The 12,708-nt window shown below is 66.4% G+C and carries 12 protein-coding genes; 6 read left to right on the top strand and 6 right to left on the bottom strand.

Going from position 1 to position 12,708, the window contains the following annotated elements:
• Positions 1–450 precede the first annotated feature (450 nt).
• The 5 genes from Q4543_RS20150 to Q4543_RS20130 are packed head-to-tail and all read left to right on the top strand — an operon-like array spanning position 451 to position 5,023.
• A complete protein-coding gene (locus Q4543_RS20150; RefSeq protein WP_303441293.1) occupies positions 451–1,476 on the top strand; it encodes an extracellular solute-binding protein in 1,026 nt (341 codons plus the stop codon).
• A gap of 34 nt (positions 1,477–1,510) precedes the next feature.
• Entirely contained in the window at positions 1,511–2,356 is an 846-nt protein-coding gene (locus tag Q4543_RS20145; RefSeq protein ID WP_303441292.1) for an ABC transporter permease, read from the top strand.
• Complete coding sequence (locus tag Q4543_RS20140; protein WP_303441290.1) at positions 2,353–3,132, top strand: ABC transporter permease; 780 nt, start codon at positions 2,353–2,355, stop codon at positions 3,130–3,132. The genes Q4543_RS20145 and Q4543_RS20140 overlap by 4 nt, the downstream gene beginning before the upstream one ends.
• The gene (locus Q4543_RS20135) at positions 3,129–4,238 is read left to right on the top strand and encodes an ABC transporter ATP-binding protein (protein ID WP_303441288.1); all 1,110 of its coding nucleotides are present in this window, start codon (positions 3,129–3,131) and stop codon (positions 4,236–4,238) included. Before Q4543_RS20140 ends, Q4543_RS20135 begins: the two co-directional genes overlap by 4 nt.
• Before the next feature lie 2 nt (positions 4,239–4,240).
• Complete coding sequence (locus Q4543_RS20130) at positions 4,241–5,023, top strand: 5-formyltetrahydrofolate cyclo-ligase (protein WP_303441287.1); 783 nt, start codon at positions 4,241–4,243, stop codon at positions 5,021–5,023.
• On the opposite strand, the gene Q4543_RS20125 is transcribed toward Q4543_RS20130, so the two are convergent.
• Positions 4,948–5,994: a LacI family DNA-binding transcriptional regulator gene (locus Q4543_RS20125; RefSeq protein ID WP_303441286.1), complete on the bottom strand. Its 1,047-nt coding sequence runs from the start codon at positions 5,992–5,994 to the stop codon at positions 4,948–4,950. The genes Q4543_RS20130 and Q4543_RS20125 overlap by 76 nt on opposite strands.
• A gap of 83 nt (positions 5,995–6,077) precedes the next feature.
• Here Q4543_RS20125 and Q4543_RS20120 point away from each other — a divergent pair, with 83 nt between their 5' ends.
• The gene (locus tag Q4543_RS20120) at positions 6,078–7,472 is read left to right on the top strand and encodes an ADP-ribosylglycohydrolase family protein (RefSeq protein WP_303441285.1); all 1,395 of its coding nucleotides are present in this window, start codon (positions 6,078–6,080) and stop codon (positions 7,470–7,472) included.
• Between the two features lie 429 nt (positions 7,473–7,901).
• Here the strand turns inward: Q4543_RS20120 and Q4543_RS20115 are convergent, their stop codons facing one another.
• The 5 genes from Q4543_RS20115 to Q4543_RS20095 all read right to left on the bottom strand — a co-directional run bounded on the left by Q4543_RS20115 (position 7,902) and on the right by Q4543_RS20095 (position 12,593).
• Positions 7,902–8,651, bottom strand: coding sequence for an SDR family oxidoreductase (locus Q4543_RS20115; protein ID WP_303441283.1), 750 nt, complete (start codon positions 8,649–8,651; stop codon positions 7,902–7,904).
• Positions 8,651–9,577, bottom strand: a complete 927-nt coding sequence (locus Q4543_RS20110; RefSeq protein WP_303441281.1) for a dihydrodipicolinate synthase family protein — start codon at positions 9,575–9,577, stop codon at positions 8,651–8,653. Before Q4543_RS20110 ends, Q4543_RS20115 begins: the two co-directional genes overlap by 1 nt.
• 72 nt (positions 9,578–9,649) lie before the next feature.
• Positions 9,650–10,864 carry a pyridoxal phosphate-dependent aminotransferase gene (locus Q4543_RS20105; protein WP_303441279.1) on the bottom strand — a complete coding sequence of 405 codons (1,215 nt, stop codon included), beginning with the start codon at positions 10,862–10,864 and terminating at the stop codon, positions 9,650–9,652.
• 79 nt (positions 10,865–10,943) lie between these two features.
• Entirely contained in the window at positions 10,944–11,810 is an 867-nt protein-coding gene (locus tag Q4543_RS20100) for a D-amino-acid transaminase (RefSeq protein ID WP_303441277.1), read from the bottom strand.
• A gap of 3 nt (positions 11,811–11,813) precedes the next feature.
• On the bottom strand, positions 11,814–12,593 hold the full coding sequence (locus Q4543_RS20095) for a LamB/YcsF family protein (protein ID WP_303441276.1): 780 nt from the start codon (positions 12,591–12,593) through the stop codon (positions 11,814–11,816).
• Positions 12,594–12,708 lie beyond the last annotated feature (115 nt).

The raw sequence follows: 12,708 nt of genomic DNA, 5'->3' as shown, positions 1-12,708 counted from the left end.
CAGCGCGACTGACAAGCTCGGCCCGCCGGTGAGCGCGAGGCCCGTCGTGAGCTACACCATCAGTTGGGACATCATCCGGCCCTGCATTGCAACGATGCACACCGGGTGCCTCTGCACGGCCGAGAGGAACTGCGTACGCGACAATTTTTGCGGAACACGCTTGCGCCTTTCGCAGTCGGACCATGCTGCTGAAATGCCTGCCTGGCCAGTGCATCACCCGATCATGCGACAGCGCATCACGGAGCCACGGATGGCGGGAATCCGGTTGTGTAAACGTTTAAATTGCGCTCATGCAGTGGGCAGGCTTCGGTTCATGCGGTCAAAATTCACGCCCATGAGACGGGCTGAACCACATGCGTGCGAATTCGGCTTAGCGACTCCGGAAAGTACGGGTGAGTTCGGGTCACAGGATCAGCTCCGGCATCAACAGGAATGGAAGGCGCAATGAGAATGAACTGGAAAGCCACTTGGAGCGTCGCGGCGCTGAGCCTTGCGCTGAGCGGCGCTGCGACAGCGCAGGACTTCGCCGGGCAGACACTGGTTGTCGGCACTTGGGGTGGGGACATCGAACGGCTGCTGCGCGAACACGCCGCCGGGCCGCTGGAAGAAAAGACCGGGGCCAAGGTCGAGTTCCTGCTGGGCGGATCCGGTGACCGGATGGCGAAAATGTACGCCGAAAAATCCAACCCGACCATGGATGTGACCTTTCAGAACATCTACGAGGCCCCGCAAGCGCTGGCCGACGGGCTGGTGATGGCCCCCGACGAATCTTCGCCCATCTACAGCGATCTGTGGAGCGGCATGAACGATGGCTGCTATGCGATGTCATTGGTCGGTCTGGGCATCGCCTATAACAAGGATCTGGTCGAGGAGCCGGTCGAATGGGCCGACATGTGGGATCCGGCGGTCAAGGGTATGATCGCCATGGCGCCTTATCCCAGTTCCGAGGGAGATGGCCTGCTAGGTGTCGCCGCGCGGCTGGAAGGCAGCGACGAGCACGACCCTGACACCGCCTTTGCCAAGGTCCGCGAGCTGGGGGCCCCGGCGCTGAACTACACCTCGCTGGACGAGGTGTTTGCCCTTATGGACGCCGGCGAGGTCGCCATGGCGCCGATGATTTCCGGCTATGTGCTGGCGGCTCTGAAGGAATGGGACAACATCGGCTTTGCCTTCCCGACCGATCCCGGCCCGGTGCTGGTGCGTGACATGGTCTGTCAGGTGGTCAACTCGCCGAACCCGGAACTGGCAGCGATGTTCATCGAGCTGGCGCTCAGCCCGGAGACGCAGCAGGCCTATGCTGAGGAATTGCTGTTCGGCCCTACCAACTCCAAGGCCGTGCTCAGCGCCCAAGCCGCGGCCGACACGATCAACACACCCGAAGAAGTCGAAAGCCTGCTGCAACTCGACTGGCCCTATGTGATCTCGCAGCGCTCCGACTGGACCGAGCGCTGGAACAAGGACGTGCTGGGGCAGTGAACCCGCGCTTTGTGACATCAACCGGTGCCGCGCGATGACTGCGCGCGGCCCTGCACGCTGGCTCGCAGCGCCGGGCGTGGCGCTGATTGCCTGCGTCTTCCTTGCGCCGTTTGCGTTGCTGGTGGCGATGAGCTTCTGGTCGCAGCCAACCGGCACGCTGCTGGTGGATCCCGCGCCGACACTGGTGAACTACGAACGGATCTTTTCCGATGGCTACTATCTGCGCGGGTTGGGACGGACGCTGTGGCTCAGTCTGGTCACGGTGGCGGTGTCTGTGGTCCTTGGATTTCCGGTTGCCTTCTGGATCGCCCGCCGGGCCGGGCGTTTGCGGCGGTTGAGCATGGCGGTGATGTTGCTGCCGATTGTCTGCGGTGCTTTGTTGCCGACGCTGGGGCTGGTGAACCTGTTGTCACCGCTGGGGATCGTCAATGGCACGTTGAAATCGCTTGGGCTGATCGACCGGTCCATTCCCTTGCTCGGCACCCAGACCGGTATTCTGATCGGGCTGGTGCAGGCCTTTCTGCCGATGATGGTCCTGCCGCTGGTGGCAGTGCTGGACCGGTTGCCGCCGAGCTATGAAGAGGCGGCAAAGTCGCTGGGGGCGCGCCCGGCGCAGGTGTGGCGCCGCGTGGTGCTGCCGCTGGCCGCGCCCGGAGTGCTGGCGGGGTCGGTACTGGTGTTCTGCGCGTCCCTGACAGCTTTTGTCACACCGCAGATTCTGGGGCAGGGCAAGATCGCCACCTTTGCCGCAATGACCTGGCAGCAGGCCAGTCTGGTGCTGGACTGGCCGTTCGCCTCGGCGCTGGCGATGGTCATGCTGGGGCTGATGGCGGCACTTGGCGGGGCGGTGCTGGTCTTGCGACGCGGGGCAAGGTCATGAGACGGTTCGCGCTATCGGGCTTCACGCTCCTCGTGGTTCTGTTCACCATTGCCCCGCTGCTGGTGCTGGTGTTTTCCAGTTTCGACGACGGCAAGTTCTTTCGCTTTCCGCCGCGTGAGCTGTCGTTGCGCTGGTTCCGGGCCGCCTTTGCCAGCGCCGAGTACCGCAGTTCGCTGTTCAACAGCGCCGTGGTGGGGCTGCTGGCCACGATCATCTCGGTGACGCTTGGCACCGCCGCAGCCTTGGGATTGCAACGCGGCGCGCTGAAATCCCGCGCGGCGCTGGAAATGGTGCTGTTGGCGCCGCTGACCCTGCCGCTGGTGATCTGGGCCATTGCCCTGTTGCAGATCTATGCGTGGCTGGGAATCGGCGGCACGCTGCCGGGGCTGGTGCTGGCGCATGCCACCTTTACGCTGCCGTTCTCGGTGCGGGTGATGCTGGCGACGCTGTCGGCCATCGATCCGGGGCTGGAGCTGGCGGCCCGGTCGCTGGGGGCGCGGCCGTGGCGGGCGTTTGCGCGGATCACTCTGCCGCTGGCATTGCCGGGTCTGGCGACCTCGGCGGCGCTGTCGTTCTTTATCTCGTTCAACGATGTGATCGTGTCGACCTTCATCGCCGGGTCCAGCTGGATGACCTTTCCGGTGCGGCTGTATTCGCAGTTGCGCGGGCAGGGGATCGACCCGACCACGCTGGCCATCGGCACTATGGTGATCGCCTCGATCCTGATCGTGGTGGCGCTGAGCGAACTCTTCAGCAGAAAGGCCCTGCGGACATGACCGCCTATCTGACGATCCGGGACGTGGCCAAAAGCTATGGCCGCGCCACGGCGCTGCGCCGTATCGACATGGAGATTGCCCGGGGTGAGTTTCTGACCCTGCTCGGCCCGTCCGGGTCGGGAAAGACCACGTTGCTGCGCATTCTCGCCGGGCTGCTGGAGCCGGACCGCGGCGCGCTGGTGCTGGATGGCCGCGACATCACCCGCAGTCCGGCCTGGGAGCGGGATATCGGCCTGGTGTTTCAGAACTACGCCCTGTTCCCGCATATGGACGTGCGCGGCAATGTCGGCTTTGGGCTCGAGATGCGCGGTATTGGCGGCGCCGAGGCCGCGCGCCGCATCGACGAGGCGCTCGACACGGTTTCCATGCGTGACTATGGCGCGCGCCGCCCGTCCGAGCTGTCGGGCGGCCAGCAACAGCGCATCGCCATCGCGCGCGCCATCGCCATCAAGCCGCGGCTGCTGCTGCTGGACGAGCCGCTGTCGAACCTCGACGCGGTGTTGCGCCAGTCGGTCCGGGTCGAGCTGCGCGAGCTGCACCAACGCACCGGGCTGACCACGGTGATGGTCACCCACGATCAGGTCGAGGCGCTGACGCTGGCCGACCGGGTGGCGCTGATGGACGGGGGCGAGCTGTTGCAGATCGACCCGCCCGAGTGCCTCTATGAGCGTCCTGCCTCGGCCTTTGCCGCCGGTTTTCTCGGCAGCCCGCCTGCCAACCTTTTGTCGGTGGAACCGCATTCAGAGGCCGGGGCGATCCGTCTTTCCGGCGCGCTCTGGCGTCCCACCGGCCCGGCAGCCGTGGCCCTGTCAGGCCTGCGGGGGCCGGCGCGGCTGGCCCTGCGCCCGGAAACCCTGCGGCTGCTGGCAGAGCCTGCGCCCGGCGCAATCCCGGGCCGGATGAAGGCGGTGGAATACATGGGGGGCGAACGGCTTGCCCATGTGGCGATCGACGGTGCGGCCCCCGGAACGCCCGCGCTACTGGTGCGCGGCGCCGGGGCGCTGGCGGACCCTGGGCAGCTGGTCTACGTGCTGCCAGGCAGCGTGACCGGAGTTTTTGACACTGACAGCGGCGCGCAACTAGCGCCCGCGCAAGCAGGAGTGTGACCATGTGGAGCAACGCCGAGACCTGGGCAAAACGGAGCCCGCCAAAGCAGCAACTGCGCGAGGAGATCTGGTCCAGTCTGGACGAGACCGGGATCGCCGTCGGCCCGGCCAAGGGCAACATCCCCAATTTTGCCGGGGCCGACATGGCCGCCTATCACCTGTCGCGCACGCCGGAATGGCAGGCCGCCCGGACGGTCAAATGCAACCCCGATCCGCCGCAGATTCCGATCCGTCTGCGTGCGCTCTACGCCGGCAAGGTGCTTTATGTGCCGGTGCCAGCCCTGACCCGCGCGTTCCCCTATCTGCGGCTCGACCCGCAAAAGCTGATCGAAAAGGGGGTCAGTTTCGAGCTGGCCGCCACCGCCGAGGGCTACATGATCCACGGCGAGCGGATCGAATTCGACGAGGTGGAGCCGCTGGACTTCAGCATTCTGGGCTCGGTCGCGGTGTCGCGCGCGGGCGGTCGTACAGGCAAGGGCGCGGGGTTCGCCGATCTCGAAACCGGCATTTTCCGTGAGCTTGGTAAGATCGGGCCGGACACGCCGATGGTGACCCTCGTGCATTCATCGCAACTGGTCGATGCCGAGCGGGTGCCGATGATGGCCCATGACAGCCCGCTGACGATGATCGCCACCGAGGCCGAGCTGATCCGGGTGCCGCCCTCTGACATCGTGCCAGCCGGGGTGGACTGGGATATGATCCAGCCCGATCAGTTCCGCGATATTCCCTTCCTTGCCACGCTGCGCGACCGGTTGCTGGCCAGATCGTCCGGGGAGGCGGGATGAGCCGCCGTCGTCGCCCGTTCCACCAGACTGACCGGCAGCACGATGGTGCTGGGCGCAGAGCTGTCGCCAGCGATCCGCCCGAGCAGCCGTTCGACGGCACCGCGACCAAGATCGACCACCGACTGGCGCACGGTGCTCAGCCCGATCAGCGGCCAGGCGCTGAGGCCGATGTCGTCGAAACCGATCACCGACACCTCGCCCGGCACATCGATGCCCAGATCGCGCAGCGCCGACAGCGCCCCGATCGCCACCAGATCGTTGACACAGACCACCAACGACACATCGCGCCGGGCCAGACTGCGCTGCGCGTTTGGGCCGAGGCTGGCCGTCAGCGGCACGGTTTCTTCCCAGACCACCTCGCATTGACCGGCGGCAGCCTGCAGAAAACCACGCCGTCGTTCGCGGCTGGAGGCAACCGTCTCGTCCCCCGACAGCAAGCCGATGCGGCGATGTCCCAGCCGGAGGGCATGTTCCGCGATCAGCCGCCCACCGCCGACGTGATCCGCCTGAAGGCAGTCGTGGCCGGGCAGGGGGCTGTCGAGGGTCACCAGCGGAAACGGCGGGCGCTGACCCTCGGCGTCAAAGCCCGGATGCAGCACCGCGATTGCTCCGTCCACGCCGTGATCGGCCAACATGCGCAACGCCTTTGCCTCGCGCAGCGGGGTATCGCCCGAGTTGATCAAGAGCGTCGCCAACCCTTTGGTTTCGGCATGGCTCTGAACCGCTTCGGCGATTTCGGGAAAGATCGGGCTGACAAGCGTCGGCAGAATGCAACCAATCACGTTGTGACGCCCTGTCTTCAGCGACGCAGCCGCCCGGTTGCGCGCGTAGCCCAGATCGCGTGCCACGCGCCGCACCAGCCGGTCGACCTCTGGCGAAACCTTGTCGAGATCGTTCATCACATAGGAAACGGTGGCCAGCGACACACCGGCAGCCTTTGCCACATCTCTGATCGTGACCCGCTTGCGCATCGTGTCGTCACCCTTTCGCGTGCGGCGAGTCTAGGCGGGACCGGCATCAAAACACCAGCCATTGCACAAGTGAGAGGTGCATTATGAGAGCGGCAGACTATACCGCACATCTGTTGCGCGAGACCGCGCCAAGATTGCGCGACGAAGAAGAACAGACTTGGGATGCCTCGGATCTGATGCGGGCTCAGGACGCGGAGTTGATGCAGTTCTGGGCCTCGAACGCTCCGGGGTCCGGCGCGCCCGAATGCCTGATGGCCGGGGCGTTGCAGTCTCTGGAAAACAAGGGCTTCGTTGTGGGCGACTACGGCCCCTTGTTGCAACAGGGGCTGGATGCAGCGCGGGCCGGCGACATGGAGTCCCTGCTGCGCATCGACATGCAGCTGCGGGCCTTGATGCGCGCGGCGCGTCCCGATCCGGCGCATCGCTCGCAGGCCACCACCCGCTTTGCCGATTGGGACAGTTTCGCCGCCGCTGTCGACTGGCCTGCAGACGTGGCGGTGGCGCAGGCGAGCCTGCCGGACAAGATCAGCGCTGGCTGGCTGGGGCAACTGGTCGGCGCAGCGGCTGGCACCGCGCTGGAGGGGTACTCTGCGGCGCAGATCGCCGACAGCTTTGGTGCGGTCACCGGCTATCTGCGACCGCCGAACACCTATAATGACGATATCACGTTCGAGCTGGCCTTTCTCGAGACCTATCTCGCGCACGGGGCTGCCATGACATCTGGCGACATCGCCAGCAACTGGGTCGGGATGATTCCGCTGGGTTGGTCGGCTGAGGGGGTGGCGCTGGACAATCTGCGCCGGGGGGTGATGCCGCCAATGTCGGGGAAAGCCGACAACCCCTTTGACGAATGGATCGGCGCCCAGATGCGCGGCGCGATCTGCGGCATGGTGATGCCGGGGCGCGCGCAGGAGGCCGCCCGGCTGGCTTGGATGGATGCGCAGATCAGCCATGCGGGCAATGGCATCCTCGGCGAAGTCTTCAACGCGGTGCTCTGCGCGATGGCCTTTGCCCCCGGCGATCTGCACGCGCTGATCGAGCGTTGCGTCGCGATCATTCCCGAAACCACCGAATATGGCTTGGTGGTCCGGCACGCGCTGGCGCAGTGCCGGTCTGCGCCCGATTGGCAAACCGCCTGGGCTGTCTGTGATGAGCGCTACCGCGACTACAACTGGATCCACGCCTATCCCAACGCGGCGGCACAGATCATCGCCCTGTGGTTCGGAGGCGACGATTTCGACCGAACGCTGACCATCCTCTGCGGTATCGGCCATGATGTGGATTGCAATGCGGCACAGATGCTGTGTGTGTTGGGCTTGCGGCACGGCAGCGGGGCGATCGACGCGCGCTGGAGCGCGCCGCTGCTGGCCGGCGATATCATCACCTACATGCGCCGCCCCAAGACCTTGTCCTTCGCCAGCCTGGTCGATCGCACGCTGGAGGCTGTCAGCATAGGCCGGATGGAAAATGCCGTGTGACCCAAGCTGGTGCACTTTGATCCTGCACGTGGTCAAGACGCGGCTGCGCTTCCGGGGTCTTGAAGGTATTGCGAAGCGCGACTGCCCGGCCGGACCGTGATGGGACTCCTTCGGAGACGCGGCGTGAGGGGGCGATCCTGTATCGGAGGTGCCAATGCACTCGCGGACCGGGGCCTTGTCGGCATGCAGAACCTGTGAAACAGCCTGCGCCAATCGGGGTGATGGCCGCGCAGGCACCATTCCCCAGTATTGCCTGGACCAGTGTCGCCTCGTCGGGATTGCGTCGGCAGCGCCCCCTCTGCACAGGCGCGTGCAACACCCGTTGCCAATGTTCCGGGGTCTTCGCCCGAGGATTGGCGCGCCACCTGAATCCGCCCCGAAGGGGAGAGGAAAAGCCGCTGCCGCGTTTCGTTGCGGCAGCGGATGCGCTCAGTGTCCGCGGATCATTCCGCCGTCGACGCGGATCATCGAGCCGGTGACATAGCCCGCCTGCTGTGAGCAGAGGAAGGTGACCATGGCGCCGAACTCTTCGGGGGTGCCGTAGCGGGCCGCCGGGATGGTCTTGCGGCTGGCCTCTTGCACGGCGTCAAGCGCGGCGCCGGTCTTTTCGGCCTTGATACCGTCAAGCTGCGCCAGACGGTCGGTGGCGATGCGCCCCGGCAGCACTATGTTTACCGTCACGCCATGTGGCGCCACTTCCTCGGCGAGGGTTTTCGACCAGCCCGCCACCGCGCCGCGCACGCCGTTCGACAGCGCGAGGTTGGGAATGGGTTGCACGATGCCCGAAGAGCCGATGGTGACCACCCGGCCCCAGCCTTTTTCGATCATGCCGGGCAGGGCGGCATCGGTGATGGCAAAGATCGGCGTGGCCATGGCCTCGAAGGCGGCCTGCCATGCGGCGCTGCTCTGGCCTTTGGCAGGACCAGCGGCGGGGCCACCGCAGTTGTTGACCAGAATGTCGACCGGCTGCGCAGCGAGCCGTTCGATCAGCGCCGCAACGCTGTCGGCATCCGACAGGTCGAGCTTGACGCCTTCCATGCCGTCCGCCGGGGCCTCGCCGCTGCGCGAGGCGGCGATCACATGCGCGCCTTCCGCGGCCAGCAGTTTCGCGCTCGCGGCGCCGAGGCCACGGCTCGCGCCGAGCACCAGCGCGGTCTTGCCCTTCAGTCCCAGATCCATCAGTTCAGCTCCTTCAGTCGTTTGTCCTGCCGGGCGAGCAGTCGCTCGACCTCGGCGATGGCCTCGGGCGCCAGTCCTGCACCCGGGGCGCGCAGCGCGGCAGACCCGATGGCACCGCGCTTGGCAAGCACATATTTGCGCACCGCCAGTCCGGCGCCCGGCTGCTGTTCGTAGCGTACCAGCGGCAGATAGGCGTCGAACAGATCCTGCGCCCGGTCCATATCACCGACAGCGGCGTGGCGCACAACATCTGCCAGCATCTCCGGGTAGCCGAAACCGGTCATTGCGCCATCGGCGCCACGGGCCATCTCTTCGGGCAGGAAAACTCCGCCATTGCCGCAAAGGATCGAGATGCGGCGGCGCCCTTCGGCCTCGGCCTTGCGCAATCTGGTGATCTTGGCGAGGCCCGGCCAGTCCTCGTGCTTGAGCATGACCACCTGCGGCACGTCGTCGATGATCCGGCCCAGCACGTCGTCGGAGATATGCACGCCGGTCGCCAGCGGGAAATCCTGCAGCACGATCGGCACGTTCTCCCCAAGCGTGCGGGCGACCTGACCAAAGTAGCCGTGGATCTGCGGGTCGGTCTTCAGGCTGCCGGGGGTGGTGACCATGCAGCCAGCGGCGCCCATGTCCATCACCGCCTTGCCCAGCTCGCCGATGGCGGCAAGTCCGGGGGCCGAGACGCCGACCACCACGGGCTTGCCCTCGGCGCGCTTGATGACGCGCTCGGCAATGGCGCGGCTTTCGGCCTGCGTCAGCTTGGGCGCTTCGCCCATCATGCCAAGGATGGTGAGGCCGTCGGCGCCCTTGTCGAAGTAGAAATCCACCACCCGGTCGAGGCTGTTCCAGTCGATCTCGCCGGTCTCGGTGAAGGGGGTGACGGCGATCACGTAGACGCCGCGGGCATGCGAAGTGAGAAGGGGCATTGCGGGGAACCTCGGTGCAAAATGGGCAGCCGGCCATGCGTCCTGCGCGGCCGGGATCGGTATCGGGCGGCGTTAGGCCGCGATGGGCATCTGAACTGTCTCAAGCGCCGCGATGGCGCGCGCCATTGCCTCGTCAAGGCGCGCGTCGTCGAGCGCATAGGCCATGCGCAGGTAGCCCGGCGTGCCGAAGGCCGAGCCGGGGACCACGCCGATGCGGCCCGCGGTCAGCAGGAAATCGGCCACGTCCATGTCGGATTCGATCACCTTTCCGTCGGGGGTGCGCGCCCCGAACAGGCCGGTGCAATCGGGGAAGACATAGAAGCTGGCGGGCGGGGTCGCACAGGAGATGCCGGGCATCTTGTCGATGGCGGCCATCACCCTGTCGCGGCGCGCTTTCAGCCGGGCGTTGCGCTCGGGCAGGAAATCTGCGGGGGCGCTCAGCGCGGCGACGGTGGCCGCCTGCGAGATCGCCGAAGGGTTCGAGGTGCTCTGCGATTGCAGGATGTCCATCGCCCGGACCAGCCAGTCCGGCCCGGCGGCATAGCCGAGGCGCCAGCCGGTCATCGCGTAGCCCTTGGAGACGCCGTTCACCGTCAGGATGCGATCGGCCAGCGCGGGCGCGACCTTGGCGGGCGTGGCAAAGCTGCCCTCGTGCACCACCAGCTCGTAAATGTCATCGGCCATGATCAGCGTGTGGTGATCGGCCAGAACCTCGCAGAGCGCGGCGATGTCTGCCTCGGAATAGAGCGCGCCGGTGGGATTGTTCGGCGAGTTCAGCAGCACCCATTTGGTCTTTGGGCTCAGCGCGGCGGCCAGCGTTTCGGGGGTCAGCTTCCAGCCATGCGCGGCAGTGCAGGGCGCGATCACCGGCGTGCCCCCGGCAAGGCTGACCATGTCGGGGTAGCTGACCCAGTAGGGCGCGGGGATGATCACCTCGTCGCCGGCGTCCAGCGTTGCCATCAGCGCGTTGAACACCAGCTGCTTGGCGCCGTTGCCGGCGATGATCTGCGCGGGCGTGAAGGTCAGGCCGTTGTCGCGCTGGAACTTGGCGGCAATCGCGGCCTTCAGCTCCGGGGTGCCCGAACTGGCGGTGTACTTGGTCTGGCCGCCACGGATCGCGGCGATGCCGGCGTCGCAGATATGCTCGGGCGTAGCGAAGTCGAGTTCGCCCTGTCCGAGGCTGATGATGTCATGTCCCTCGGCCTTCATCTGCTGCAGCTTCAGCGCAAGCTCGATGGTCGGAGAGGGGCGCACGGCCGCCATGCGGCTGGCAAGGTACTGGCTCATGGGAAAAGTCCTGGATTGGCCGCATCGGGCTGTTGCAAACAGCCCCGGCCATCGCTGCGGCACGGAGCTGAACGGGAGATCAGGCAGGGGCGAGCGCGGTGGCGCGGCGGGAGGCGATATATTGCGCGCGCAGCTCGCGGGTCAGCGCGCCGGGGGCGCCGTCGCCGATCACCTCGCCGTCGATGCGCACCACCGGAACCACGAAATTGGTCGCCGAGGTGATGAAGGCTTCGCGGGCCTTGCGCGCCTCGTCGGGGGTGAAGGCGCGTTCCTCGATCTCCACGCCGTGCCGGGCGGCAAGGGCGAGGATCGCGGCGCGGGTCACGCCGGGCAGCAGCGCATGCGACAGCGCGCGGGTGACGAGCTTGCCCTCTGCGGTGACGATATGGGCGGTGGCGGCGCTGGCCTCGGTGACGAAGCCGTCCTCGACGAGCCATGCATCATCGGCGCCGCGCGCCTTGGCCTCCATCTTCGCCATCGACGGATAGAGCAGTTGCACCGTCTTGATGTCGCGGCGGCCCCAGCGCAGGTCGGGCAGCAGGGCGACGGAAATGCCGGTCTCGGCGGCGCGGTTGACCAGCACGTCCTTGGCTTGGGTGAACATCACCAGCGTCGGCTCTGTGCCCTCGGGCGGGAAGGCAAAGTCGCGCTCGGCGACACCGCGGCTGAGCTGCAGGTAGATCATGCCGCTTTGCAGGTTGTTGCGGGCGACGATCTCGTGATGCGCCGCCAGCAGGGCGTCATCGTCGAGCGGCAGCACAAGGCCAAGCTCGGCCGCCGAGCGGCGCAGGCGCGCGGCGTGGCCCGCGTAGTCGAGCAGCGCGCCGTCGAGCACGCAGGTGACCTCGTAAATGGCATCGCCCATAAGAAAAGCGCGGTCGAAGATCGACACCTTGGCCTCGTCTTCGGGCAGCCACTGGCCATTCAGGTAGACAATTCTGGACATGGGTCAGGCTCTTCCGGGGGCGACAAAGGGGGCGATGGTGACGCCGTTTTCTTCCAGCGACTTGCGCAGTGCGGCGGCGATCTGCGGCGCGCCGTCGGTGTCTCCGTGAATGCACAGGGTCGCCGGTTCGACCGGCAGGCGCTTGCCGCCGGTGGTGGGGATACGCTTGTTCAGCACCATCTCGAGCACCTGCTCGGTGCTTTGCGCGATGTCATGGATCACTGCGCCGGGCTGGCTGCGCGGGGTCAGCTCACCGGTATCGGTGTAGCTGCGGTCGGCGTAGATCTCGCAGGCGACACGGAGCCCGGCCTTTTCGGCGGCCGTGTAGGTTTCCGAATAGGGCAGCGAGACATAGACCAGCGAGCGGTCCACCGCGGCGACGGCGCGCGCGCAGACGGCGGCCAGTTCCGGATCGGTCGCGGCCATGTTGCCAAGCGCGCCATGGGTCTTCACATGGGTCATCGCATGGCCTTCGGCTGCGGCCATGCCCTGCATCGCGGCGATCTGGTAGATCAGCTGCGCCTCGAGATCCTCGGGCCGCTCGCCCGAGATTCGCCGCCTTCCAAAGCCGTAAAGATCCATGAACGAGGGATGCGCACCAACCGCCACGCCCGCCGCCTTTGCAAGCTGGATGGTGCGGCGCATGACCACCGGGTCCCCGGCGTGAAAGCCGCAGGCGACATTCGCGGTTGTCACCGTTTCGAGCATCTTGGCGTCGTCGCCGATGGAATAGGCGCCAAAGCTCTCGCCCATGTCGCAGTTGAGGTCCAAGGTGACCGTCATTCGCTTCCTCCCGGGGTGTGTTCGTGGGTCTTGTCGTGCGGCGTGTCAGAGCCGCCGGGTCGGGGTGGTCGTTTGCCCGATTGCACTACGGATACAAGTGGTATACTGAAAAGGC

Source organism: Salipiger sp. 1_MG-2023 (assembly GCF_030547555.1).
Classification (GTDB): Bacteria; Pseudomonadota; Alphaproteobacteria; order Rhodobacterales; family Rhodobacteraceae; genus Salipiger.
The sequence above is the reverse complement of the archived record's forward strand: the minus strand, read 5'-3'. Positions and strand labels throughout refer to the sequence as shown.

What these genes read in the sequence shown, in the direction of transcription:
- Q4543_RS20130 (WP_303441287.1), top strand. Translation starts at nt 4,241, where the DNA reads ATGTGGAGCAACGCCGAGACCTGGGCAAAACGGAGCCCGCCAAAGCAG.
- Q4543_RS20140 (WP_303441290.1), top strand. Translation starts at nt 2,353, where the DNA reads ATGAGACGGTTCGCGCTATCGGGCTTCACGCTCCTCGTGGTTCTGTTC.
- Q4543_RS20100 (WP_303441277.1), bottom strand. Translation starts at nt 11,810, where the DNA reads ATGTCCAGAATTGTCTACCTGAATGGCCAGTGGCTGCCCGAAGACGAG.
- Q4543_RS20125 (WP_303441286.1), bottom strand. Translation starts at nt 5,994, where the DNA reads ATGCGCAAGCGGGTCACGATCAGAGATGTGGCAAAGGCTGCCGGTGTG.
- Q4543_RS20105 (WP_303441279.1), bottom strand. Translation starts at nt 10,864, where the DNA reads ATGAGCCAGTACCTTGCCAGCCGCATGGCGGCCGTGCGCCCCTCTCCG.
- Q4543_RS20110 (WP_303441281.1), bottom strand. Translation starts at nt 9,577, where the DNA reads ATGCCCCTTCTCACTTCGCATGCCCGCGGCGTCTACGTGATCGCCGTC.
- Q4543_RS20115 (WP_303441283.1), bottom strand. Translation starts at nt 8,651, where the DNA reads ATGGATCTGGGACTGAAGGGCAAGACCGCGCTGGTGCTCGGCGCGAGC.
- Q4543_RS20150 (WP_303441293.1), top strand. Translation starts at nt 451, where the DNA reads ATGAACTGGAAAGCCACTTGGAGCGTCGCGGCGCTGAGCCTTGCGCTG.
- Q4543_RS20145 (WP_303441292.1), top strand. Translation starts at nt 1,511, where the DNA reads ATGACTGCGCGCGGCCCTGCACGCTGGCTCGCAGCGCCGGGCGTGGCG.
- Q4543_RS20120 (WP_303441285.1), top strand. Translation starts at nt 6,078, where the DNA reads ATGAGAGCGGCAGACTATACCGCACATCTGTTGCGCGAGACCGCGCCA.
- Q4543_RS20135 (WP_303441288.1), top strand. Translation starts at nt 3,129, where the DNA reads ATGACCGCCTATCTGACGATCCGGGACGTGGCCAAAAGCTATGGCCGC.
- Q4543_RS20095 (WP_303441276.1), bottom strand. Translation starts at nt 12,593, where the DNA reads ATGACGGTCACCTTGGACCTCAACTGCGACATGGGCGAGAGCTTTGGC.